Source organism: Pseudidiomarina homiensis (assembly GCF_003987225.1).
Lineage (GTDB): Bacteria > Pseudomonadota > Gammaproteobacteria > Enterobacterales > Alteromonadaceae > Pseudidiomarina > Pseudidiomarina homiensis.
Genome location: NZ_PIPX01000001.1, coordinates 88,851 through 113,203, shown reverse-complemented (window position 1 = coordinate 113,203; position 24,353 = coordinate 88,851). Strand labels below are relative to the sequence as shown.

At 50.0% G+C, this 24,353-nt stretch carries 20 protein-coding genes and 3 tRNA genes; 3 read left to right on the top strand and 20 right to left on the bottom strand.

Translation table 11 applies throughout. From position 1 onward, the window contains the following. The first annotated feature begins 63 nt into the window (after positions 1-63). On the top strand, positions 64-1,365 hold the full coding sequence (locus tag CWI70_RS00555) for an HlyC/CorC family transporter (protein WP_126769584.1): 1,302 nt from the start codon (positions 64-66) through the stop codon (positions 1,363-1,365). Between the two features lie 5 nt (positions 1,366-1,370). On the opposite strand, the gene CWI70_RS00550 is transcribed toward CWI70_RS00555, so the two are convergent. Further along, positions 1,371-1,988 (bottom strand): transglycosylase SLT domain-containing protein, encoded by a 618-nt coding sequence (locus CWI70_RS00550; protein WP_126769583.1) that lies wholly within the window; start codon positions 1,986-1,988, stop codon positions 1,371-1,373. Continuing rightward, positions 1,988-3,598, bottom strand: coding sequence for a glutamate--cysteine ligase (gene gshA, locus CWI70_RS00545; protein ID WP_241967794.1), 1,611 nt, complete (start codon positions 3,596-3,598; stop codon positions 1,988-1,990). The genes CWI70_RS00550 and gshA overlap by 1 nt, the downstream gene beginning before the upstream one ends. A 146-nt stretch (positions 3,599-3,744) precedes the next feature. Between gshA and CWI70_RS00540 the strand changes: the two genes are divergently transcribed. After that, positions 3,745-5,754 (top strand): response regulator, encoded by a 2,010-nt coding sequence (locus CWI70_RS00540; protein ID WP_198677627.1) that lies wholly within the window; start codon positions 3,745-3,747, stop codon positions 5,752-5,754. A 195-nt stretch (positions 5,755-5,949) separates the two neighbouring features. Here CWI70_RS00540 and CWI70_RS00530 read toward each other — a convergent pair whose 3' ends face one another. The 9 genes from CWI70_RS00530 to CWI70_RS00490 all read right to left on the bottom strand — a co-directional run bounded on the left by CWI70_RS00530 (position 5,950) and on the right by CWI70_RS00490 (position 13,268). After that, a complete protein-coding gene (locus tag CWI70_RS00530; RefSeq protein WP_126769580.1) occupies positions 5,950-7,080 on the bottom strand; it encodes a sodium ion-translocating decarboxylase subunit beta in 1,131 nt (376 codons plus the stop codon). Positions 7,081-7,083: 3 nt separating this feature from the next. Beyond that, on the bottom strand, positions 7,084-8,868 hold the full coding sequence (gene oadA / locus CWI70_RS00525) for a sodium-extruding oxaloacetate decarboxylase subunit alpha (protein WP_126769579.1): 1,785 nt from the start codon (positions 8,866-8,868) through the stop codon (positions 7,084-7,086). 47 nt (positions 8,869-8,915) lie between these two features. After that, positions 8,916-9,155 (bottom strand): OadG family transporter subunit, encoded by a 240-nt coding sequence (locus CWI70_RS00520; RefSeq protein ID WP_126769578.1) that lies wholly within the window; start codon positions 9,153-9,155, stop codon positions 8,916-8,918. A gap of 111 nt (positions 9,156-9,266) precedes the next feature. Next, positions 9,267-9,343 (bottom strand) — tRNA-Arg (locus CWI70_RS00515). A gap of 27 nt (positions 9,344-9,370) precedes the next feature. Further along, positions 9,371-9,447 (bottom strand) — tRNA-Arg (locus tag CWI70_RS00510). Between the two features lie 12 nt (positions 9,448-9,459). After that, positions 9,460-9,552, bottom strand: a tRNA-Ser gene (locus CWI70_RS00505). 182 nt (positions 9,553-9,734) lie between these two features. Then, positions 9,735-9,926, bottom strand: coding sequence for a carbon storage regulator CsrA (csrA, locus tag CWI70_RS00500; protein WP_126769577.1), 192 nt, complete (start codon positions 9,924-9,926; stop codon positions 9,735-9,737). A gap of 187 nt (positions 9,927-10,113) precedes the next feature. Further along, positions 10,114-12,714, bottom strand: a complete 2,601-nt coding sequence (gene alaS / locus CWI70_RS00495) for an alanine--tRNA ligase (protein WP_126769575.1) — start codon at positions 12,712-12,714, stop codon at positions 10,114-10,116. Between the two features lie 83 nt (positions 12,715-12,797). Continuing rightward, positions 12,798-13,268, bottom strand: coding sequence for a regulatory protein RecX (locus CWI70_RS00490; RefSeq protein WP_157980837.1), 471 nt, complete (start codon positions 13,266-13,268; stop codon positions 12,798-12,800). A gap of 97 nt (positions 13,269-13,365) precedes the next feature. Here CWI70_RS00490 and CWI70_RS00485 point away from each other — a divergent pair, with 97 nt between their 5' ends. Beyond that, positions 13,366-14,070: an SIMPL domain-containing protein gene (locus CWI70_RS00485; protein WP_157980836.1), complete on the top strand. Its 705-nt coding sequence runs from the start codon at positions 13,366-13,368 to the stop codon at positions 14,068-14,070. On the opposite strand, the gene CWI70_RS00480 is transcribed toward CWI70_RS00485, so the two are convergent. The 9 genes from CWI70_RS00480 to CWI70_RS00440 all read right to left on the bottom strand — a co-directional run bounded on the left by CWI70_RS00480 (position 14,053) and on the right by CWI70_RS00440 (position 24,340). Beyond that, positions 14,053-15,072 carry an agmatine deiminase family protein gene (locus CWI70_RS00480; RefSeq protein ID WP_126769569.1) on the bottom strand — a complete coding sequence of 340 codons (1,020 nt, stop codon included), beginning with the start codon at positions 15,070-15,072 and terminating at the stop codon, positions 14,053-14,055. The genes CWI70_RS00485 and CWI70_RS00480 overlap by 18 nt on opposite strands. Beyond that, positions 15,069-15,932, bottom strand: coding sequence for a 23S rRNA pseudouridine(2605) synthase RluB (gene rluB / locus CWI70_RS00475; RefSeq protein ID WP_126769567.1), 864 nt, complete (start codon positions 15,930-15,932; stop codon positions 15,069-15,071). Before rluB ends, CWI70_RS00480 begins: the two co-directional genes overlap by 4 nt. Continuing rightward, the gene (gene scpB, locus CWI70_RS00470; RefSeq protein WP_126769565.1) at positions 15,929-16,504 is read right to left on the bottom strand and encodes an SMC-Scp complex subunit ScpB; all 576 of its coding nucleotides are present in this window, start codon (positions 16,502-16,504) and stop codon (positions 15,929-15,931) included. Before scpB ends, rluB begins: the two co-directional genes overlap by 4 nt. After that, positions 16,485-17,315 carry a segregation and condensation protein A gene (locus tag CWI70_RS00465; protein ID WP_126769563.1) on the bottom strand — a complete coding sequence of 277 codons (831 nt, stop codon included), beginning with the start codon at positions 17,313-17,315 and terminating at the stop codon, positions 16,485-16,487. Before CWI70_RS00465 ends, scpB begins: the two co-directional genes overlap by 20 nt. 15 nt (positions 17,316-17,330) lie before the next feature. After that, positions 17,331-17,954, bottom strand: coding sequence for an L-threonylcarbamoyladenylate synthase (locus CWI70_RS00460; RefSeq protein WP_126769561.1), 624 nt, complete (start codon positions 17,952-17,954; stop codon positions 17,331-17,333). A gap of 19 nt (positions 17,955-17,973) precedes the next feature. Then, positions 17,974-18,843 (bottom strand): PHP domain-containing protein, encoded by an 870-nt coding sequence (locus CWI70_RS00455; RefSeq protein WP_126769559.1) that lies wholly within the window; start codon positions 18,841-18,843, stop codon positions 17,974-17,976. After that, on the bottom strand, positions 18,843-20,864 hold the full coding sequence (locus CWI70_RS00450) for an NADPH-dependent 2,4-dienoyl-CoA reductase (protein WP_126769557.1): 2,022 nt from the start codon (positions 20,862-20,864) through the stop codon (positions 18,843-18,845). The genes CWI70_RS00455 and CWI70_RS00450 overlap by 1 nt, the downstream gene beginning before the upstream one ends. A 95-nt stretch (positions 20,865-20,959) precedes the next feature. After that, on the bottom strand, positions 20,960-22,357 hold the full coding sequence (locus tag CWI70_RS00445; RefSeq protein ID WP_198677626.1) for a carbohydrate porin: 1,398 nt from the start codon (positions 22,355-22,357) through the stop codon (positions 20,960-20,962). A 9-nt stretch (positions 22,358-22,366) separates the two neighbouring features. After that, positions 22,367-24,340 (bottom strand): BCCT family transporter, encoded by a 1,974-nt coding sequence (locus CWI70_RS00440; RefSeq protein ID WP_198677625.1) that lies wholly within the window; start codon positions 24,338-24,340, stop codon positions 22,367-22,369. Positions 24,341-24,353: the final 13 nt, after the last annotated feature.

Here is a 24,353-nt window from a genome sequence, read left to right as displayed (position 1 = left end):
AACTTGACTTGTCTGACCATCTCATTAAATTAGGCATTCAAGTATTCAATATAGGTAACCTTCTTGGACGAGATAGCCACGTCGACCCTGCTCATTATTTTAGGGTTATTACTGTTTCTCTCGGCGTATTTTTCAGGTTCGGAAACTGGCATGATGTCGGTCAACCGCTACCGCCTGCGTCACCTCGCACAACAAGACCACGCTGGCGCTAAACGCGTGCAGTATTTGCTCGATCGGCCAGATCGGCTGATTGGCCTGATTCTGATAGGCAATAACTTGGTCAACATCGGTGCTTCAGCCATCGCCACGGTCCTCTGCTTTCGCTGGTTCGGTGACGCTGGAATTGTGGTTGCTACCTTTGGTTTAACCATCATTGTTTTGATTTTTGCGGAAGTAACACCCAAAACCATCGCCGCCTTACATCCTGAGCGAGTCGCTTTTCCGAGTTCTATCATTCTAAAACCGTTGCTGACGATCATGTATCCATTCGTAGCTACGGTGAATTTTATCACCAATGGTTTTATGCGCCTGTTAGGCGTGAACCCTAACACCACGATGGGGCAAGATGCGTTAAGTTCAGAAGAACTACGCACGGTGGTCAACGAAGCACAATCAATGATCCCGAGCAGCCACCAAGACATGCTGCTCAGCATTTTAGATCTGGAAAAGGTTACGGTTGAGGATGTCATGATCCCCCGTGCGGACATTAGCGGGATCGACGTACAAGACGATATCAAGTCAATCATAAAGCAACTTTCGCAAGCGCAATACACACGCCTGTTGCTTTACCGTGGTGAAATCGATGATGCCATTGGTTTTTTACATGCTCGCGACATCATGCAAATTGTGACGAAAACCAATAGCGAAACGGATAAAGCAGAACTCATTCGCTCTGCCCGCGAAATTTACTTCATTCCTGAGGGCACACCGCTTAACGTGCAGTTACTAAAATTTCAGCACAACAAAGAGCGTATTGGCCTTGTCGTTGATGAATACGGCGACATTCAAGGGTTGGTAACCCTCGAAGATATCCTCGAAGAGATTGTTGGCGACTTCACCACAAATATTACGCCGGCGCCAAGTGAAACGGTCACGGCGCAAGAAGATGGCTCAATTGTGGTGGAAGGTACCGCTAACATTCGTGAACTCAATAAAGAAATGAATTGGGAGCTGCCCACTGATGGACCCAAAACAGTGAGCGGCTTAATTATTGAGTGGCTAGGCGATATTCCGCAGCAACCTTTATGCTTGCGCATCGAAGGTTACGCGCTAGAAATCGTCGAGAGCAGCGAAAGCATGGTCAAACAAGTGCGCTTCTTGCCTCACGAGTCACACCATCAAGAACAACAAAATTTGTTTAGTTGAACGCCCTAGAAGAACAGATCCAAAAACCAGTTTTTCTTGAGGTCCTCTTCACAACGACGTAATTGCGCGCCATAAACACCGGCGCGCTGTTTTACGCGTTCGGCCGTTCGCATCAGCCAAGCTTTGGAGCGATAGGTCTGATGTTTATAGCCCGTCCAACCTTCATGGTAGTTTAAGTAGAGCCCGTAAGCGTCCCACTTCGACACCCCGTTCAAACGGTGGCTTTTATCAATGAACCAGCCCATGAAGTCAATAGCGTCTTCAAACGAGTCGCGCGAGGCCCAACTGTTGCCAGTTTCTCGCTCATAGTCATCCCAAGTTGGCGTCTTTGCTTGTGAATAACCATAAGCACTACTCACCCTCCCCCATGGAATGATCCATAGCAGGTAATCTCTTGGCGGCACAGCGTCATGCTTAAATGAGCTTTCTTGGTACATCATCGCCATTGGAATTTGAATCGGCACACCCCAACGGTCACGCATTTCAGCAGCAGCATCATACCAATCAGGCTTTTCATAAAAAATTTCGCACAAATCTTCCGGCTGCTCCGGAGGCGCCGAAGCACAACCCGAAAGCGCCATGACTATGGCGCTTGCTACCGTAAGTGACTGCCACTTTTTCATTACTTCTCACACTCCGCCGCTGTACACTTCGCCTTAGTAAAATAATCATCAAGGAAAGCATCGAACGAGGTCCCTTGGTCATGCTGCTCTCTCGCCTCTTGCTCAGCAATCGAGGCCTGTGTCCAGGTGGCAAAATCGGCCTCGCTGAAATATTTCAGCGGTGCCTGCAACTCTTTTTGATAAGCTCGTGCTAAGCGCATACCCAGATGACTGTTATCCAGATTTTCATCGCGCATCAGCGCCAGCATACGTCCAGACAACGTTAGCTCCGGATTCAGAACCATTTGATAATGCTCGGCAACCGTTTCGCTGTATGCGTTGTCGTCGCCTTGATCCATGAACCGAGCAAGAGCCTGTAGGTCAGCGAACAACTCTTCTAACCAATCACTAATAGGACGCTCATAGCCGTTGTCATTTAACGTCAACCGCGGGTTACGTCCATCAAGCACAACTTTATTAAAGTTCTTTTCGGTAACTTGTTGAGCATCCCAATCGAGTTCTGGACTATCATTGAGCAAGCAATACAGCAACAACAAATCGAGCATCCGAATTTGCTCAGCCGTGATCCCAACAGGGCTAAACGGATTGACATCCAGTGCACGCACTTCGATGTACTCAACACCACCGCGTTCTAACGCTTGAGTAGGCGTTTCACCGTTTTGCGCGACACGTTTAGGACGGATCGGTGAGTAAAACTCGTTTTCAATTTGCAAAATGTTGCTATTCAATTGGAAATAGTCAGTGTCACCTTGTGCGTTTTGCTGTTTTACACCAATTTTGCCAAACCGTTGCGACGGTGTGGTAATTGCTCGGCGTAGGCGCGTGACGTAATCTTCAAGTGAGTTATAGGTAATTTGCAGGTCGGCCTGCTCTTTGTTGGTGTAACCTAAGTCACTCATCCGCAATGATGTACCATACTCGCGGTAAACCGTGCCTTTGCCTAAAGACTTCAGTTCGATAGTACTATCGGCATGCTTGAGGAATGACTGACAAATCGCTGGCGAAGCGCCAAACAAATAGGGAATCACCCAGCACACGCGTTTGTAGTTACGAATTAAACCGAAGTAACGCGTAGAAATATAGTCCGCTGAGGGTTCAACGCCATCCTGCGCTGCCAACGCTTGCCACATCGCCTGTGGTACCGAGAAGTTAAAATGTACACCGGCGATAATCTGCATACCTCCACCATAACGGTACGTCAGCCCACGGCGATACAAGTTCTTCATACGACCGCTGTGAGAACTCCCATAACGCGCAATGTGGATGTCGTGTTCATCGCCAACAAAGCACGGCATACTTAGCGGCCACATCAACTCGTCACCCATATAACGGTAGGTATAACTGTGTATGTCGGTCAGTTGATCAAGTGTGACCTGAATATCCGTTGCCACGGGCGTAATAAACTCGAGCAGCATCTCAGCATAATCGGTGGTGATATGCGGGTGCGTCAACGTTTTACCCAACTCTATGGGGTGCGTGGTCGGCGCTAAACGTCCTTCCGGAGTAATACGAAGACACTCACGCTCGATTCCACGCTGGATGCCTTTCACTGCCTTCTCATCCGCGGTTGATTGCAAGTGCTCGAGCGACTTCAACAGTGTTGTTTGCAAACTCAGTCCTGCCTTTGGCTACATCGGGGTTAGATGTTGCAAAGCTTACTGTTTCTGACCACAAACGTCCATGATCATGAGATAATTTGGCGAATGCATGCGCCCGTGGCATGATATTTAGCAACCTTTACGATGATTGGAACCGCATGGCCGATAACGAGAACAGCCCGAGAGATTTAGCAGAACTAGAGCAAGCGATTGCATCTGCTGAGGCTGCGAACCAAGCCAAAAGTGAATTTTTGGCTAATATGAGTCACGAAATTCGTACCCCGATCAATGCTATTTTGGGGATGACACAACTGTGTCTAAAAACTGAGTTGAATGATAAGCAGCGGGGCTATTTAAAATCGATTGAAGGATCGTCCAAGATACTCTTGGGGATTATCAATGATTTACTTGATTTCTCGAAGCTGGAAGCCAATAAACTTACCATCGAATCCATTCCATTTGATTTAGAAGAAGTCCTGCGCAACCTTGCTGATCTCTTTGCCTATCGCGCGCATGATAAAAATTTAGAATTCATTATCAATTTACCGCCGAATTTACCCACGCAATTGGTCGGCGATCCACTGCGACTGAATCAAGTACTGGTTAATTTAGTCAGCAACGCAATTAAATTCACTGAACACGGCGAAGTCGTTGTCTCGGTTACCAAGCTTGATCAAACCGATAGCCATTTGTTTTTACGACTATCGGTGACCGATACCGGTATTGGGATGGACGAAGAGCAACGGCATAAGCTATTTCAAGCTTTCACCCAAGCAGACACCTCGACAACGCGTAAATACGGGGGCACCGGCTTAGGTCTTGCCATCAGCCAACGCATCGTCAAACTCATGAATGAACATGGTATCGGCGTTACCAGCAGTAAAGGGCAAGGCACTACCTTTTTCATAGAACTGCAGCTGCCGCTGCAGCAGCCCCAGCAACCACGGATTCCTTTATCAGTGCTGCCGGAACTTGCCGGTAAACGCATCATGATTGTCGAAGACAACCTCACCACGCGTGAAATGCTCAACGACTTATTGCGCAGCTTACAGATTGACGTTGTCAGCTTTCGCACCGCTGAAGATGCCCTCAGCAAGCACCAAAAAAAGCCTTTCACGGCCGCTATCATTGATTGGCAACTCCCCGGCATGAGTGGACTTGAACTCTGCCAACGTCTTTTGCAACATCCAGAGCCACCCAAATGCATTTTAGCGACCAGCTACCATGCCACTGAGCTCATTGATAAGGCGCGCGAATATGGTGTCCAAGGCCATCTTCTGAAGCCGTATACAAGTCATGCCGTGGTGCGGGAGCTTAGCTCTGTATTAGCGCTCTATTCCCAACGCCACACCGAACAAGCGGACGACTATTGGCAAGAGTTGCAAGGCACTCGCGTGTTATTGGTTGAAGACAACGATATCAATCAACATATTGCCAAGGAAATGCTTGAACATTTGGGGCTGCAAGTCGATATTGCCCAGCATGGCCGTGAAGCCATCGAGTTAGTCGAGCAACACGCCTATGGTATCGTCTTTATGGACATTCAAATGCCAATCATGGACGGTTATAGAGCAACACGTGAAATCCGCTCACGCTTTTCGTACGAGCAGCTTCCGATCATTGCCATGACCGCAAACAGTGCCAGCGAAGACGTTGAACAATCACTTGCGGCAGGCATGCAAGACCACTTGGCGAAACCCATCGATGAAGCAAAATTACAAGCAACGGTGAAAAAGTGGTGTCGCCGTGACCGCCAAATCGAGCAAACTTCGCAAGCTGCCAATTCCATGACTGACAAGAAGCGACGCTACCCTAATCATCATGACATCGATTTTCAGAGTGCGTTGACACGTCTCAATCACAACATTGAGCTCTACGTCGATTTGATTGCGCGACTTCATGGGAGTTATCAAGAAGCCCCCCAACGTGTCGTCGACTTTCTGAGTAAAGGTCAGCACGAGGAAGCTCGACGCTATTTTCACACCCTGAAAGGCTCGGCCGCAAACCTCGGCTTATTGGGGATCGAAAAACTTGCTACACAATTAGAGGCAGCAATGAAAAATGCTGAACTTGATCAGGTCGCAGACCATATTACACGCCTGCGCCCGATGCTAGAGCAAGCACAGCTTGCCGCAACCGATTTAAAACTATGGGTGGAACGCCAATGATTCGATTTTTATTTCTAATACCGCTAGTACTTGGACTGATGTGGTGGCTCTATCTAAGAGCGAATGGATTCACCTTGAAGCAAGGTCGTAAAGGCTTTGTTTACATCTTAGTTGTAAGTTTATTTATCGCTGCGGTATACACGTTGTTGTTGTGGTTAACAGGACGCCAATTTTAGCGCCCTGTTCCACCATTCCTTAACCTACCAAGGCAAGTAGGATACCAGCAGCCACTGCTGAACCTAACACACCCGCCACGTTCGGTCCCATTGCGTGCATGAGCAGAAAGTTGCTTTGATTGGCATCTAAGCCAACCTTGTTAACTACTCGCGCCGCCATAGGTACGGCCGAGACTCCAGCTGCACCAATCAGCGGGTTGATTGGCGTCTTACTAAAGCGTGCCATTAATTTCGCCATCAACACACCAGAAGCAGTACCAATACTAAAAGCGACCGCGCCGAGCGCTAAAATCCCGAGCGTTTCTACAGTTAGAAACTCGCTCGCTGAAAGTTTTGAACCAACCGCAAGTCCCAGAAAAATAGTCACAATATTGATGAGTTCGTTTTGCGCTGTTTTGCTAAGTCGCTCAACCACGCCCGCCTCACGCATCAAGTTACCAAGACAAAACATCCCCACTAATGGCGTTGCCGTCGGTAAGAACAACAGCGTCAAAAACAACACAGCTAATGGAAATAAGATTTTCTCACGACGGCCGACCTGACGCAGTTGCTCCATACGCACAGAGCGCTCTTCTTGCGTCGTTAACAACTTCATGATCGGGGGCTGAATGATCGGCACTAACGCCATATAAGAATAGGCAGCAACGGCGATGGCACCTAGCAGCTCAGGACTCAGCCGTGAGGCTAAAAAAATAGCCGTGGGGCCATCGGCGCCACCAATAATCGCGATTGCGGCGGCGTCCTGCATACTGAACTCGAAGCCGGGAATAGCATTTAACGCAATCGCGCCAAATAAGGTTGCAAAGATGCCGAACTGAGCAGCAGCACCTAGCAACAATGTCCGTGGGTTAGCAAGTAACGGACCAAAGTCCGTCATCGCGCCAACCCCCATAAAAATGAGCAGTGGAAAGACGCCTGTATCAATACCGACAACATAGATGTAATAGAGAATACCGCCTGGTTCGGTGAAGCCAGCGAGTGGGATATTCGCTAAAATGGCGCCAAAACCAATCGGCAACAGCAATAAAGGTTCAAACTTTTTACGGATGGCCAGATACAGCAGCAAGGCGCCAACCAACATCATTACCGCTTGCTGCCAAGTAAATGCAGCCAGAGCAGTGCTTTGCCATAGTGTTATCCATCGCTCCATGACTTACTCCAACGTCAACAATGCATCGCCGACAGCGACGCTGTCACCTTCTTTGGCGTACACTTCAGCTATTGTGCCATCCCGATCAGCTTTGATATCGGTTTCCATTTTCATCGCTTCAAGGACGATCAAAACGTCACCTTCACTAACCTGTTGGCCAGGTTTGACGACCACTTTAAATACGTTACCGGCAAGTGGTGCGGTTACTTCTTCCGCGGTTCCAGCACCACTGCTCTGTTTTACCTCGTCGGTAGATGCTTGTTGTGACGCGCTAACCGTGCCCGCCGGGCCAACTTCAACGTTGAACAACTTACCATCGACTTTCACGCTATAGGCTGCAGACTTACCCTGCACTGGAGCGGCTTTGGCCTCAGCCTGCGGCGTTGATTCAGCTTCGGTAGCTGACGGGATAGGTTCAAAAGCATCAGGGTTATCGCGATTTTCAAGATACTTTAAGCCAATTTGTGGGAACAATGCGTAAGTCAGCACATCGTCGACTTCATTATCGGCAATCCGCAAGTTCTTCTCTTTAGCGTGCTCGCGTAACTCGGTAGTGAGCTTCTCCATTTCGTCATCAATAAGGTCAGCTGGCCGGCAGGTAATCGGCTCAGCGCCTTCAAGCACAAGCTTCTGTAGTTCTTCATTTACCGGTGCGGCGGTCGCGCCGTACTCGCCACGCAAAACTCCCTTGGTTTCTTTCGATATCGACTTATAACGCTCACCACTTAATACGTTTAATACCGCTTGAGTGCCAACGATCTGTGATGTCGGCGTGACCAAAGGAATAAAGCCAAGGTCTTCACGCACCCGTGGAATTTCAGCTAACACTTCATCAAATTTTTCTACCGCGCCCTGTTCACGAAGCTGGTTTTCCATATTCGTCAGCATGCCACCAGGAACTTGGGCCAACAAGATACGTGCATCAACGCCCTTGAGTGAACCTTCAAATTTCGCATATTTCTTGCGTACGTCACGGAAGTAACTGGCAATATCTTCCAGTTTTTCGAGATCAAGTCCGGTATCACGCTCAGTACCTTCGGTCATCGCGACAATTGTTTCGGTTGCCGAATGCCCATAGGTCATACTCATCGATGAAATTGCGGTATCTAACATATCGATACCGGCGTCAATGGCCTTCTGATAAGTAGCAGTACTTAATCCCGTGGTTGCATGACACTGCATAGCAATTGGCAAATCAGTGGCCTTTTTCAGAGCCGTAACCAGTTCATAGGCAGCTTGGGGCCGCAATAAGCCAGCCATATCCTTGATGAATAGAGAATCACAGCCGAGGTCAGCAAGTTCTTCTGCCATGGCGACCCACTTGTCTAGCGTATGCACTGGGCTTACCGTGTACGACAACGTTCCCTGCGCATGGCCTTCAACGTCTTTGGCAGCCTTAATTGCAGTTTTTAGATTGCGCACATCATTCATTGCATCAAAAATGCGGAACACGTCAACGCCATTTTCCTTGGCGCGTTCAACGAAACGACGCACAACGTCATCAGCATAATGCCGATAGCCCAACAAGTTTTGTCCGCGTAAGAGCATTTGTTGAGGTGTTTTCGGCATCGCCTTTTTCAGTTCGCGAATGCGCTCCCATGGGTCTTCGCCTAGATAACGGATACAAGCATCGAACGTTGCACCACCCCATGACTCCATTGACCAGTAGCCTACGTTATCAAGCTGCTCGGCAATAGGTAACATATCGTCCAAACGCATACGTGTTGCCAGTAGCGATTGGTGAGCGTCACGTAACACCAGCTCCGTCAGTTTTAATGGCTTTGACATGCTAGACTCCTTCCCTTCGTGGTTCGTTATTCGTTGTTTGCGGTTCGCTATTGGTGATCGCGGCGGTAGGCGTGAACGGCAGCTGTGATCGCTGCTACGCGCTGTGCGTCAGTTGCTTGCGTTTTGGCTTGTGGCGCCTGTTGTGGCGCCTGCGCAGGAGCTGTCTCGTCGGTTGCGGCAAAGCGCCGCAATAGCCCCATGGCTAACAGTAACAAGGTCAGAAAAACAAAGACCGTGATCATGCCAGTTAGCATGATGGTGAATGCTTCAGAGAGTTGTTGTTGCATCGTGTACCTGCCAGCTGAATCTTAAAAATAAGCGTAACTGAAAAGCAGAATAACACAACTTTCAGAGATGAAAGTCTTTGTAAGGTCTATAGAAGGTATAAATCTGAGAAATGGCGCGCTCGGGAGGACTCGAACCTCCAACCGCCTGGTTCGTAGCCAGGTACTCTATCCAGTTGAGCTACGAGCGCACTATATCGGTAGTAATTTGATTACAATGGCGCGCTCGGGAGGACTCGAACCTCCAACCGCCTGGTTCGTAGCCAGGTACTCTATCCAGTTGAGCTACGAGCGCGTTGTAAACAAATGGCGGTGAGGGAGGGATTCGAACCCTCGATAGGGCTACAAACCCTATACTCCCTTAGCAGGGGAGCGCCTTCAGCCTCTCGGCCACCTCACCGCTTACTTGTGGCGTTGCATTCTAATGGCACAGCCAACAATGTCAATTAATTTTTCTGAATTCAGGTTCGTTTGTGGGAATTTTGAACATCTCGCGTAAATTTCCCGCAGAACGCGTTATTTTCTGATGTTACAGACAAAAAAAGCTGATGACCGCTCATCAGCTTTCGCAACAGGAAAACATTATTCGGACGAGTCAGACTTATCCTGATGTTCTGCCTGAATTCTCATATAAATCTCTTCTCGGTGTACCGAGACATCCTTGGGCGCATTGACACCAATCCGCACTTGGTTCCCTTTTACACCCAATACCGTGACTGTGACCTCGTCTCCGATCATTAAGGTCTCACCCACTCGACGGGTTAAGATCAACATGTTACCTGCTCCTTCCCTACTTTTTATGTGTGGGCATCCTTGAGAAACTCCACACGACCAGCCTGATTTTAATTCTGATAATGATGGTGCATGATTTATCACCAACTGTCATGCAACCATCATTCTAGCAAGGAACTTTCGACCTTGACAGCATGAATGTTAGCAACCGCCGCCAACCTCATGTTGTTTATCGCAGTAATTCCTCGATTCGCCGCTGTGCGGCCGAAAGCGCTGCGCTAATCTTGCTTGCATCGCTACCACCCGCTTGCGCCATATCAGGGCGACCACCACCTTTACCACCTACTTCAGCAGCGGCACAGTTAACAACGTCACCGGCTTTTACTTTAGCAGTTAAGTCTTTGGTCACGCCAACAATTAAACTTACTTTGTCGTCATTGGCTATCGCTAAGACCACGATGCCACTGCCCAGTTGATTTTTAAGATCATCAACCATACCGCGCAGGGCTTTACTCTCTACGCCTTCAAGCTCGGCCAAGATCACTTTGTGACCAGCAATCTCTTCTGCCCGTTCAACCAAGCTTCCACCTGCCTGAGCGGCCATCTGCTGCTGCATATCAGCAATGGTGCGCTCCAGCTCTTTGCTGCGTTGCAATTGCTGCTGCAGGCGCTCAGGCAACTGACCGATATCCGCTTTCAACATGCTTGCACTCGTACGTAGCAGTTGTTCATGTTGTTGGGCATGACGCAAGGCAGCAAGGCCTGTTACCGCTTCGATACGGCGTACACCTGACGCAATACCGGCTTCACTGACAATACGGAAACTGCCAATATCACCGGTTCGCGTGACGTGCGTACCACCACACAATTCGATCGAATAATCACCCATGCGTACCACGCGCACTTCGTCATCGTATTTTTCGCCAAACAACGCCATGGCACCGGCTTGCTTAGCTTCATCAATCGGCATAACGGCCGTGGCTAATTCATGATTCGCCACAATTTGTTCGTTCACTTGTTGCTCAATCGCACTAATCTCTTCAGCGCTAACTGCGGCAAAGTGCGAAAAGTCAAAACGCAGTCGCTCAGCAGTGACCAAGCTCCCCTTTTGCGTCACATGCTCACCAAGAATGTTACGTAACGCGGCATGCACAAGGTGCGTTGCACTGTGATTACGCTTCACCGCAGCGCGGCGCTCGGCATCAATGTGTGCGGTTACTTCATCACCCACCCGTAACGCGACATCAGTTTGGCCATGATGCGCAATAGCTTTGCCGATATAGCTGGTGTCGCTCACGACGAATTCGCCGCCGTTAGCTTGTAAGTAACCGGTGTCACCTATTTGGCCACCACTTTCGGCATAAAAAGGAGTCTGTGAGAGTACAACAACACCTTGCTGGCCCGCCGTTAATTGCTGCACAGGTTTACCGTCAGCAAATAGCTCGATAATTTTGCTGCGGCCTGCAACGTCGGTGTAGCCGGTAAACTCACTTTGCTGGCTCGACTTCAAACGCTCGTTGTAGTCCACACCAAACTGTGATGCTTGCTGTGCGCGCTTACGTTGAGCGGCCATTTCTTTATCGAAGCCTTCAACGTCGATGGTGAGCTCTTTTTCGCGTGCGATGTCAGCCGTCAAGTCAACCGGGAAGCCGTAAGTGTCATACAGTTTGAACACCACATCTCCTGGGATAACGGTGCCGTGGAGTTCATCCAAGGCATCCTGCAAAATAGCTAAACCGCGCTCTAAGGTTTTGCCGAACTGCTCTTCTTCACGCAGCAGCGCATCAGCAATAATTTTTTCTTTGTCGACTAACTCAGGGTAGGCAACACCCATTTGCTCGAGTAAGGCCGGAACCAGTTTATGGAAGAAGGTACCTTGCGCGCCCAACATGTTGCCGTGACGCACTGCGCGACGAATAATGCGGCGCAATACGTAGCCACGGCCTTCATTTGACGGTTGCACACCATCGGCAATCAGGAAGCTGCATGAACGAATGTGATCGGCGATAACTCGAAGCGATTTACTATTTAAGTCCTCAGTACCGATAATTTGTGCAGCGGCCTTAATCAGCGCTTGAAACAGGTCGATTTCGTAGTTGCTATGTACGTGTTGCAACACCGCTGCAATACGCTCAAGGCCCATACCGGTATCAACCGAAGGCTTTGGCAGCGGCTCAAGAGTACCGTCCGCTTGACGGTTATACTGCATGAAAACCAAGTTCCAAATTTCGATGTAGCGGTCACCGTCTTCTTCTGGTGTGCCTGGTGGTCCACCCCACACCTCTTCGCCATGATCATAGAAGATCTCAGAGCAAGGTCCGCAGGGGCCAGTATCACCCATGGCCCAAAAGTTATCTTTTTCGCCGATGCGCGAAATGCGATCTTCTGGCACACCAATTTCGTTGGCCCAAATAGCGTAGGCTTCATCGTCTTCGGTAAAGACCGTCACCCAAAGCTTTTCTTTTGGAAGTTGCAGCACACCCGTGAGGAATTCCCAAGCGTATTGAATGGCTTCACGCTTGAAGTAATCGCCAAAACTGAAGTTACCCAGCATTTCAAAGAAAGTGTGATGCCGTGCGGTATAGCCGACATTCTCTAAGTCATTGTGCTTGCCACCGGCACGCAAACAGCGCTGCGACGAGGTCGCTCGGTTGTAGTCACGTTTCTCATCGCCAAGGAAAACATCTTTAAATGGCACCATGCCGGCATTGGTGAACAGCAAGGTGGGATCGTTCCCTGGAATCAATGATGCTGAGGGCACACGTTGGTGGCCTCGTTCAGCAAAATAAGACAAAAACGCTTCACGAATTTGCGCGCTAGTCATACTCATATGGACACTTTCCTACTACAACTTGTCGGGGTGAAAATTTCGATTATTTAGCGCGCAAGACTACCACGATTGTCGGCTTTCGACTAGTCTGCAAACGCATCGGACTGCATAGCCAGCGCCGCTTTGATCTCATCAAAGCGAAACCCTCGGTTCAACAAATGCCGCATGATTTTGTCCCGCTCTTTTGGCGTTTGCGGTGGCTGCTCACCAAATTTTTTGCATAAGCGCTCATAGCAAAGTTCACGCCAATCGGGATTTTCCTTAGCCAAGGTTGACTGTAATAGATCTTCATCGATGCCTTTGGTCGCCGCTTGGGCCTTTATTTTTAACCAACCATTGCCGCCGAGCAACGCTTGCCGTAGCCAGATTTCGGTGTAGCGTTGATCGGACTGCCAACCATGTTCCTGCGCCTTTGCTAAGGCCTGCTCAATTACCGCGTTGGAGAACCCGCGTTGCCGAAGCTTTTGTTTAAGTTCCAAAGCGCTGTGTTCGCGGCGTCCCAATAGACGCACCACAACCTCGTCGGCCTGAATTTGTTCTTCAGCTTGTGTCATTTGTCTCACCATGGAATTTTTTTACTAGTCTACACTCTATAACTACAAGTGTTGAGCGCCAATGCCTCAGCGTTATCTAGCTAAAAAAGGAAGATTTATGCGTTACTTAAGTTCAGCTTTTGTTGGTCTTTGTGCTCTTGGCCTGGTCGGTTGTCAGCCACCAACTACAGCTACTGCAGCGCCGCAGCACACCTTGTCAGTATCTGGCTCGGCCAGTGTCGAAGCGGTTCCAGATCGGGTTCAGCTCAGCTTGAACGTCGAACGGATGGGGATGGATATTCCCGCTTTAAAGAGTGAAGTAGATGGCATTACACGAACGCTACTTACGCAACTAAACGAACTAGGTGTCGAAGAAACGTCGATTCAGTCTCACGCGATTCGTGTGTACCCGCAACACCGTTATAGCGATGGCGAACAAAAGTTGATTGGCTATCAAGTGAATCGTCGAATCATTATCGACTTTGACGATGCTAATCAACATTCTGGCTTTTTAGAATTTGCCCTTAACAATGGCGTGCAGCGCGTTGACGAGCCGGTTTACCAATTGAGTAACGCTGACGCCCTTTACCAACAAGCGTTAACTCAGGCGATTGAGGCTGCACGCAGTAAAGCAGAACAGATGGCCGCAGCGGCGGGCGTTGAAATTAGCGGGGTACATAGCTTGCAGGAGAACTCCCAACAAGCGCCTATGGTGCGCTATCGTGTCGCCGAGGCGAGCATGGCAGACTCGGTCAGCTTACCCGGTCAGCAACGTGTCGAAGCCACTGTGTCGATGGTATTTACCTTAACTGGGCAAAACTAAACTCAAGCAATGGGGTCCACCGCCGCCACGGATCATTTCCGTGGCATCGATGGGCTCGACCGCAAGCTCAGGTAGGGCGTCTCGCAGCAATGCCAATGCCTGTTGATTACTCGACTGGCATGAACGATAGCTAAACTGTGGCACCAATAACACCTCTGGTAAGCGGATCATATTCACATAACTTGCTAAGCTCCCCGTCATGCCCCGCGCACGAACACCTGGTCGGCGTTGCACATCAGCAAACAAGGTTGGATCGTCGTACACGAGTTGGCTCTCCGGTAATTGCAGCCAACGATACTTTTTTGCCCACGGTTGCTGCCGCAACTGCTGGACTTCGGCATTCCATAGAGGATCATTTTGCGAACCGGCAAAGGCAATAACATCGGCGCCGATAAACTGGATCTGGTTATCAACATGCCCACCCGTTTCATCTGCGTTTAACCCGTGCTGAATCCAAATCACTCGCGACAAGCCCAATGCACATTGCAACTGGCGCTCTAGTTCGCTTAAACGCCACTGCGGATTGCGCCGCTGCAGGCTTTTGGCGTGCACAAGTGCGGTACCAGTGCCGTCATGGCTGAGCATTCCGCCTTCAAAAATAAACGGCAGTTTGCCAAGCACTGAATGACAGCATTGCGCTAACTGCTGTGGCACTCGGCGGTCACGCTGATAATGACTATGGACACCTTGCCAACCATCAAATTCACCGGCCACAGCCCGCACTTTAAAGTTCTCACGAACAAAGTGCGGGCCACTGTCGCGTAGCCAAGCATCATCATATCGCAGCGGCGCCCATGCGAGTTCGTCGGGTAATTGTGGAATAGCAGTTTGCAATTGCGGAGGATGAATACCTAGAAGCACCGCGTGATGTTTGGCGACGGCATTCAATAATTGCAGAATAGCTTGTTGAGCGGGCCTTGCATTGGCCCGCCAGACGTCATTTCGATACGGCCACAGCGCCAGCAGCGGACCCTGCAGCTGCCAGTCAGCCAACAAGGTCATTTGCGTGTGCGTTGTTTCGCGTTCTGTAGGCGTTTCGCTTGATTACGGCGAGCACGTGCATAGCGCTTTTGCCGTGATTCTTGCTTACGAGGGTCGATAAAAGTGCGTTCTTCAGGCTTTAGCCCTACTAACTCACGCAGATAATTAATTTGGTTGAGTGATAACTCGCCCCAACCGCTTTGTGGTAAGCCTTGTTCAAGTTGAATGTTGCCATACCGCACGCGCATTAGGCGACTTACTGTCACCCCTTGTGATTCCCACAAGCGCCGCACTTCGCGGTTTCTGCCTTCCGTTAAAACCACACGGAACCATTGATTCATGCCTTCGCTATGCGTGCCACCCGTGCGTTTAACTTCTTTAAATGCGGCTGGACCGTCTTCAAGCTGCACACCTTTCATCAGCTTACGTAACATCGCGTCGGTGACTTCGCCAAAAACGCGCACTGCGTATTCACGCTCAATTTGGTGACCAGGGTGCATCAAGCGATTCGCTAACTCGCCATCAGTGGTAAACAACAATAGCCCTGATGTATTTACATCGAGTCGTCCAACAGCGACCCAACGCGCACCCTGAACACGTGGCAAACGGTCGTAAACTGTAGGTCGCCCTTCGGGATCTTTACGCGTACACATTTCACCTTCAGGTTTGTGGTACATCAATACCCGACAAACAACGTCTTCCGGCGGCTTGATGGCAACTTCGCGCCCGTCGATGCGTACCTTGGCATCACCGTCAATGCGCTCACCTAAAGTGGCAATCTGGCCATTCACACTAATGCGCCCAGCCGCGATCATCGTTTCTAGTTCACGGCGTGAACCATGACCTGAACGGGCTAGTACTTTTTGTAACTTTTCACTCATTGGGTGCTTTCACTCTCTTTTGGCGCTGTCTCAGCGTTTATTGTCTTTGCGGGGGGCTCAGGTATCGCCGGCAACTCAGCTAAATCGGTTAAATTAAAATAATCTAAAAACTCGTTGGTGGTGGCGTAAAGTTGTGGTCGCCCTGGAACCTCACGATGCCCTACTACCTTAACCCAACCACGTTCCTGCAAGGTTTTCATAATCTGTGTACTAACGCTAACACCGCGGATTTCTTCAATATCGCCACGGGTTATGGGCTGCCGGTACGCAATCAGTGCCAGGGTTTCCAACAGGGCTTGTGAATACCGCGGCGGCTTTTCTTGCCAGAGGCCAGCAATTATACCACCTAATTCGGCGCGCGTCTGAAATCTGTAACCCGACGCTACTAACTGTAACTGAACACCTCGCTCGCGATAATCTTGCTCGAGTTCGTCCAACACCTCGCGAACCTGCTTACGGCTTGAATCACGTCCTTGTTCCAGCAAATAATCACAGAGCTGCGCCACGGTTAACGGTGCGTCGGCGACAAACAACAGAGCTTCGATAAGTTGTTTAAGCTGTTGGTTCTGCATAGACCTGTCCACGTGTTGAAATATGGATTTCGCTAAAAGCATCCACCTGTACCACGTCAATGAGGGCTTCTTTGACGAGTTCAAGGACCGCTAAAAAACTGACCACTACGCCTTGTTTCCCTTCTGCTGCCACAAAAAGATCCGCAAAGCGCAGGCGTTGCTGCGTTTGCAGCATATCGAGTATGCGACTCATGCGCTCCCGAGTTGAAAGTTTTTCGCGCTGCACTTGGTGATGATGCTGTAATTCTGCCTGTGCCATCGCATGCGCGAACGCCACCGCCAATTCTGCGAGGGCAATATCAGGCAGTTGCTGTTGAATGTGCTCTTTAGCATCCGTCTCAGCATGCACAACAAAATGATCGCGGCCTGACTGAGGGAGTTCGTCGAGATGGCTCGCGCCTTGGCGAATGGCTTCATACTCTTGTAACCGTCGTACCAGCTCCGCGCGCGGATCAACTTCATCGTCCTCTTCCGCCGGTGGGCGCGGCAACAACATGCGACTTTTAATTTCCGCTAACATTGCGGCCATTACTAAATAATCCGCTGCCAACTCCAGTTTAAGTTCCTTCATCATATCTACGTATTCCATGTACTGCTTGGTAATAGGTAGTATGGGCAACTCAGTAATTTCTAGTTTCTGGCGGCGAATCAAGTACAGCAGCAAATCCATTGGACCAGAAAAGCTTTCTAAAATAAGCTCAAGGGCGTCAGGCGGAATATAGAGATCTTCAGGCTTCTCGATCACCGGCTCACCGCGTACAAAGCCAAGCGGTAATGACTGTTGTTGAGGAGAAGGGTTACTTGCGTCCATGGTGGCCTGGTTCGTTTACAACGTAAACGGTGTTGGGTCGCCAGCCCCTACTCGGGTGACAACAATATCGCCGTCCGCTAAATCGACAACTGTAGTCGGCGCCTCGCCGCGGTGCTCACCGTCGATAATACCGTCGACTTGGTTATCGAGCTTTTCGCGAATTTCGTAAGGATCTGATTCGGCAAAATCGTTATCGCCAAGAATCAAGCTGGTCGACATCAGTGGCTCACCGAGTGCCGCGACTAAGGCTGCAGTTATGGGATCATCGGTAACCCGAATACCGATGGTTTTGCGCTTTGGATTCATTAAACGCTTCGGCACGTCCTTAGTGGCTTTGAGAATAAAGGTGTAAGGCCCAGGGGTGTTGTTTTTCAATAGCCGAAAAGCACTATTATCCACGCGAGCATACGTCGACAGCTCAGACAAATCGCGGCACATGAGTGTGAAGTTGTGGTTTTTATCGATATCACGAATGCGACAAATACGTTCCATCGCATTCTTATCGCCGATGCGGCAACCAATGGCATAGCCTGAATCCGTCGGGTAAACCAATACTCCGCCTTGCTTCACAACTTGCACGGCTTGTTCAATCAAACGTGGCTGCGGATTTTCTGGATGAATCGCAAAGTATTGACTCATAGGTTTTATTAGCTCGATATCAGGAAAGTGTCCATGTACTCCATATTGGCACAGTGTCTGGCGGTAAACAAAGGTTTTTGCCGAGTTCTCGCCATGGCCTAGGGCCATGAAAATCCGAGCCTGCAGAAGCCTCGAGACCAATTTCGCGCGCCATCGTAGCGAGTGCTAGTCGGTCACCTGGACGCTGCTGACTTATGGCGACTTCGACGCCATCGACACCCCACGCTTTGCTGTCGCGTAAAAGGCGGCGTAGCCATTTATTACTCAACTGATAGGCGTGCGGATGCGCAATGGCTGCTTTACCACCAGCGGCCTGCACCGCCGCTATAGCATCAGCCAGCGAACTCCACTCGGTTGCAATATAAGCTTGTTGACCTTTCCCTAAGTAGCGACGGAACGCTGATTCGATGTCTTTTACCCAGCCCTGTGCCACCAAAGCATCAGCAAGATGCTTTCGAGTCGGCATGGTGAGTTCACCAGCAAGCGGCGGAGTGACGTCGATACCGGCTTTGTGCAGCTTCGCCAGCATCGCTTCGTAGCGCTGTTGCCGCATCTGCTGCTGTTGTTGCAACAATTCAACTAACGCGGGGTGTTCAACGTTAACGTTCAAGCCCACCAAGTGAATTTCAAAAGCTTCCCAACGGCAAGTTATTTCCACGCCAGCAATGAGCTTTAATGGTAGTCGCTGCTCTTCAATCGCTTGTCGCGCCACCGCAATGCCGGCAGTGGTGTCGTGATCGGTCAACGCCAAGTGCGTCACGCCAAAGTCGACTGCGCGCGCTACCAGCTCAGCCGGCGCCAATTCACCGTCGGAAAAATGACTATGACAATGCAAGTCGTATAAGTCGTTGCCAGCATTCGGCGCAAAAGTTACCTGATGACTTTCCATTACAATCTCGCCGCTAACTCAGCGCCCTGCCTAATCGCGCGTTTCGCATCGAGCTCAGCGGCCACATCAGCCCCACCAATAAGGTGCACAGCTTGCCCCGCCTGCTGCAATTCTTCTTGTAGTTCACGTAACGGCAACTGCCCGGCACAGACCACAACAGTGTCTACCGGTAGCAACTGTTCGTTACCGTCAACCTCAATCCACAGCCCCTGGTCATCAACTCGCTTATAAGTCACGCCAGCCAGCATATGCACGCCTTTTTTCTTCAACGTCGCGCGATGTACCCAACCCGAGGTTTTCCCTAAGCCTTTGCCCACTTTGCTCGTTTTCCGCTGTAACAGCCACACTTCACGTGACGTCTGCTCAGGTTTTGCTTGGGTTAATGCGCCGCGGCCTTGATAGTCCTCGTCGACGCCCCAGATGTCGTTCCATTCATGAATGTTTAACGCCGGTGAGCTCTCGGTCGTCAGGTACTCCGCAACATCAAAACCGATGCCGCCAGCACCAATCAGTGCCACCTTGTCGCCTACAGTTTTATGATCACGCAGTACATCAAGGTAACCAAGCACTTTGCCATGATCGGCGCCGACAAAATCAACCTCACGCGGCACGACACCAGTCGCTAAAACAACCTCATCAAACTTCTCAGCCAGCAACGACGTCGCTGTCTGGCGACTGTTCAAGTGCACATTGACACCAGTATCAGCCAAACGTTTCTCAAAGTACCGCAGTGTCTCGTGAAACTCTTCCTTGCCTGGGATCTGTTTGGCGTAATTGAACTGCCCACCAATCTGGTCAGCGCCATCGAACAAATGAACTTGATGACCGCGTTCGGCAGCATAACAGGCAAACGCAAGTCCCGCGGGTCCAGCACCCACCACGCCAATGCGCTTGGTTTGTTGCGCCGCCGGCATCACCAGTTCAGTTTCGTAACAAGCTTGCGGATTCACCAAGCAACTTGCGCGTTTGTTCTCAAACACGTGGTCTAAACACGCTTGGTTGCAGGCAATACAGGTATTAATGCGATCCGCTTGGTCAGCGGCAGCTTTATTCACAAAGTCCGCATCCGCAAGCAATGGCCGCGCCATCGAAACCATATCGGCCTCACCTTGAGCAAGAATTTTCTCGCCTATCTCTGGCGTATTAATACGATTCACGGCGACCACCGGAATCTTAACTTGCTCACGAACCTTTGCGGTGATCCAACTAAATGCGCCGCGCGGTACCGAGGTCACGATAGTAGGTACACGCGCCTCATGCCAGCCTATACCACTATTGATTAATGTCGCGCCAGCCGCTTCGATCTGCTTGGCGAGCGCAATCACTTCGTTGTACTCATGCCCATCGGGGACAAGATCGAGCATCGACAGTCGATAGATGATAATAAAGTCATTGCCCACCGCTTGCCGCACTGCTTTCATGATCTCTAATGCAAAGCGCGACCGATTTTCAAACGAACCACCCCAACGGTCGTTGCGTTTGTTGGTACGAGGACACAAAAACTGATTGATCAGATAGCCTTCGGAGCCCATCACCTCAACGCCGTCGTAGCCAGCTTTCTGGGCTAATTTGGCACAGCGTGCGAAGTGTTTGATAGTGGTCAAAATCTGGCGTTCCGACATTGCCGTTGGCGTGAATGGCGAAATCGGCGCTTTGAGCTTGCTCGGTGCTACGGCAAAAGGATGGTAAGCATAGCGCCCGGTGTGCAAAATCTGCAGACAAATCTTGCTGTCATGTTTGTGTACTGCTTCGGTTATTTTGCGATGCTTAGCAACATGCCAAGGACGGCTCAACTCAGAGCCAAAGGGCTGTACCCGGCCGCGAAAATTAGGACTGATGCCGCCAGTAACGATAAGACCGACGCCACCTTTCGCGCGGGCTTCATAAAATGCAGCGAGCTTGTCAAAACCGTGCTTTTCTTCTTCAAGCCCAGTGTGCATAGAGCCCATCAAGACACGGTTTTTTAACGTGGTAAAGCCCAAATCGAGGGGCTTAAGCAAGTGCGGATATGGGGTTGTCACAGTGACCTCAACTTAAACGACTGTTTGAATCGTTTCACTGTACTGATTTCACCGCTTGGCGGCAAGTGCCAAGCGGTGAACGTCGGGTGGTAGACTTAGAAATAATAGCCAATATTGATGTTAAAGCGGGTATTGGTATCTTGCGAATTCCCCGCCATTGAGCCACCAATAAACGGTTGGTTCTTGCCGGTCACTAAGTCAAAGTAGGTGTAGAGGCCGCCGGCCGATACCGCCATACCCAAGACATTCATCACCGTGTCTTCGCCGCCACCACGCTTGTTCGTCATCAAGCTATAATCGTTGTAAAACGTCAAGTTGGTGATGGGGCCAATTTTCACCGGCATGCTGTAAGCAATATTAGCCGTATAAAGTGTCGCTTTACTTGGAATAGTGTCGTAGAACGCATAGGCCCCTACCACAATGCCGTCATTGGCCATGTCCATATCATATTCGTATTGACTCACTTGCCCCATGAAGGTCCAACGGTCTACCGAATAGACACCATGCGCAGCCCACGCACTGCGGTCACCAACGTCATCGACACCATCATTCATTTGCCCAAACTGTCCCGACAAGCCCCATTCAAAACTGCGATCGTCAGCCAAGGCATATTTGCGCGCAACACGTGCCGCGAAGCTATTTGATTCGCCTACTGCCAAGGTTGGCGTATCGTAAATGCCTTCATCCTCAAAGCGAACGCCCAGCGGATCATAAGCGTAACGGTCATCGCGATTGCTCACAAAACCGTCCACTCCGCCTTGTTCATCGTTTTTAAAGAAGGCGATGTCAAAGTCCCATTCTGGGTCGCGATAGCGTAATTTCACACCTGCATCATGATCATCTTCTAGCCCAACATAGAAGTTCGAGCTAAAGAAATAGCTATTGGAGTTATACGGCGTGATACCGAAAGGCACTTTGGTTATGCCCAGTTGGCCTTGCCAGTTTTCGTCGAAGTTATAACCGACCCATGCATGCTGCACCGACTCCATGTATTGGAACCAACGATATTGAGCCGATAAGATGACATCGCCAATAGAGCCACTGTAGTCGATTCTGAGCAAATCAAAGTCGAAATCACCACTGCGGTCTTTGTTGCCATCGTTATAGTCTTCCCATACGTACTGCGCACGCACAGCGCCACCAATACTGATCGGCGCGTTCTGTGCAGCCTCAACATCTTCCTCTAGACGTTCGACGCGGGCGGCAAGCGCCGTATTGTTGGTAATTCGCTTACGCGGTGCAACCGCTTCGCTGGTTGCCGAATCGTTGTCACCGTCCCCCTCCTGCTTGACGATCACAACCTCTTTCTCGACTTCTTTTTCACGTTCTTCGGCAAGCTGTTCTTCAAGTTCTGCAACGCGGTTTTGTAATTGCTCCATTTGCTGCAAAAGCTTTTCTAACTGCGCCGCAGTCGCACTATCACTGTCTTGCATTGCCATAGCGGGGGAGCTCAAAAGAGCTCCCACACACACGGCTAACATTGTCTTTTTCATATGCCCTCCTTACCGCAACACATGCAAGAAATGCATATGCTTATGGTAGTGATCAATAACATCACCAATCACTGCATCACGCGACCAACCAAGAATATCGTAGTCTTGACCACCTTCGCGTAAATGAACTTCCGCGCGATAATATTTCTGCTCTTCACTCACTTCTGTTGGCTGTTCTTCGCCATCAGCATGAATGAACGCAGGTTGGATGTGGCTGACTAAATGAACTTGATAAATAAAGTCAATTTCATCGCCATGGATAACTCTAAACTCCATCGCTTCACTGTCGTCTATGGTCAACTGCACCGTCAGTCCGCTGGCTTTCATTTCTTCAGCAACGTCATCAAAAGCAGGCTTCACGACTTGCTGTAAAAAGCGCTGCCCCACTTGCTTACTTGGAAAGTCGATAATGTTGTGTAAGCGTTCTCGCCAATTCTTGTTGCTCAAGGCTGAGCCGGTCAGATAATTGTTCTGCAGTGCATCTTTCTTGTGCACATCAATGCGTAATGCTTTGATCAAGCCAAAGGTGGTGATCATCAGAATAATCGTAAAGGGCAATGCCGCTGCGATGGCCATGGTCTGTAAGGCACCCAAACCACCCGCAAGCAAGAGCACGATAGCGACAACACCCTCGCCACTGGCCCAGAAAATACGCTGCCACACTGGTGTGTCATCGCGGCCATTGGAACACAGCATATCAACGACCATAGAGCCTGAGTCTGACGACGTGACAAAGAACACGATCACCATGATCGTAGCAAGTCCTGACAAGAATGTGCTAAACGGGAACTGTTCTAAGAACGCAAAGAGCGCGACTGGCGTATCGTTTTGCACCAACTCACCCAGCTGGTCGGCACCTTGGTTCAAAATCATATCAATGGCAGAGTTACCAAAGAATGTCATCCACATAAGGGTGAAGCCTGCGGGCACGAGGAGCACACCAAGCACGAACTCACGAATAGTACGTCCACGCGATACGCGGGCAATGAACAAACCAACGAACGGTGCCCAACTTAACCACCAGCCCCAATAGAAAACCGTCCAACCGCCAATCCAGTCGGTCTTCTCATAGGCAAATAAATTAAAAGTATTGCCAACGATTTCAGAGACATAAGCGCCGGTATTTTGCACAAACGCTTGTAATAAGAATACCGTAGGCCCTGCAATAAGGACGAAGAGCAGTAACAATACCGCAAGCCCCATATTCAGTTCAGACAAACGACGGATGCCTTTATCCAAGCCGGTTGTCACCGAAATGATGGCTAGGCAGGTGACACCAATGATCAAACCAACTTGCACCATATCCGACACCGGAACGCCGAATAGATAGCCTAAGCCAGAGTTGACCTGCGCAACGCCGAAGCCCAACGATGTAGCAACACCAAACACCGTGCCAATCACCGCAAAAACGTCAACAGCATGACCAATTGGCCCGTAAATGCGTTCGCCAATTAACGGATAAAGTGCCGAGCGCAACGTCAATGGTAAGCCGTGACGATAGGCGAAAAACGCCAAGATAAGTGCGACAATAGCGTAAATAGCCCAGGCGTGGAGTCCCCAATGGAAGAACGTTATCTTCATTGCTTCACGCGCTGCTTCGACGGTGCCGGCCTCAACCACCGGCGGCGCAAGAAAGTGCATCACTGGTTCGGCCACACCGAAAAACATCAAGCCGATACCCATACCGGCTGAAAACAGCATCGAAAACCAGGTGAGCTTGGAATAGTCTGGACTCGAATGATCGGGGCCAAGTTTTATTGTACCAAACCGTGAAAAGCCTAAGTACACCACCGACAACAAGATAACGGCAACGGCGGTTACGTAGAACCAACTCGCATTGGCAATAATCGCCGCTTGAATTGTGTCGAAAGTGCCAGAGGCCGCTTCAGGAAAAACACTCGAAAATAATAAGATGATAAAGATGAGTCCCGCCGCACTATAAAAGACGGGGGGGTTTAGACGGGCTTTCTCGCTCGACTCCATGCTCGATTCTCCC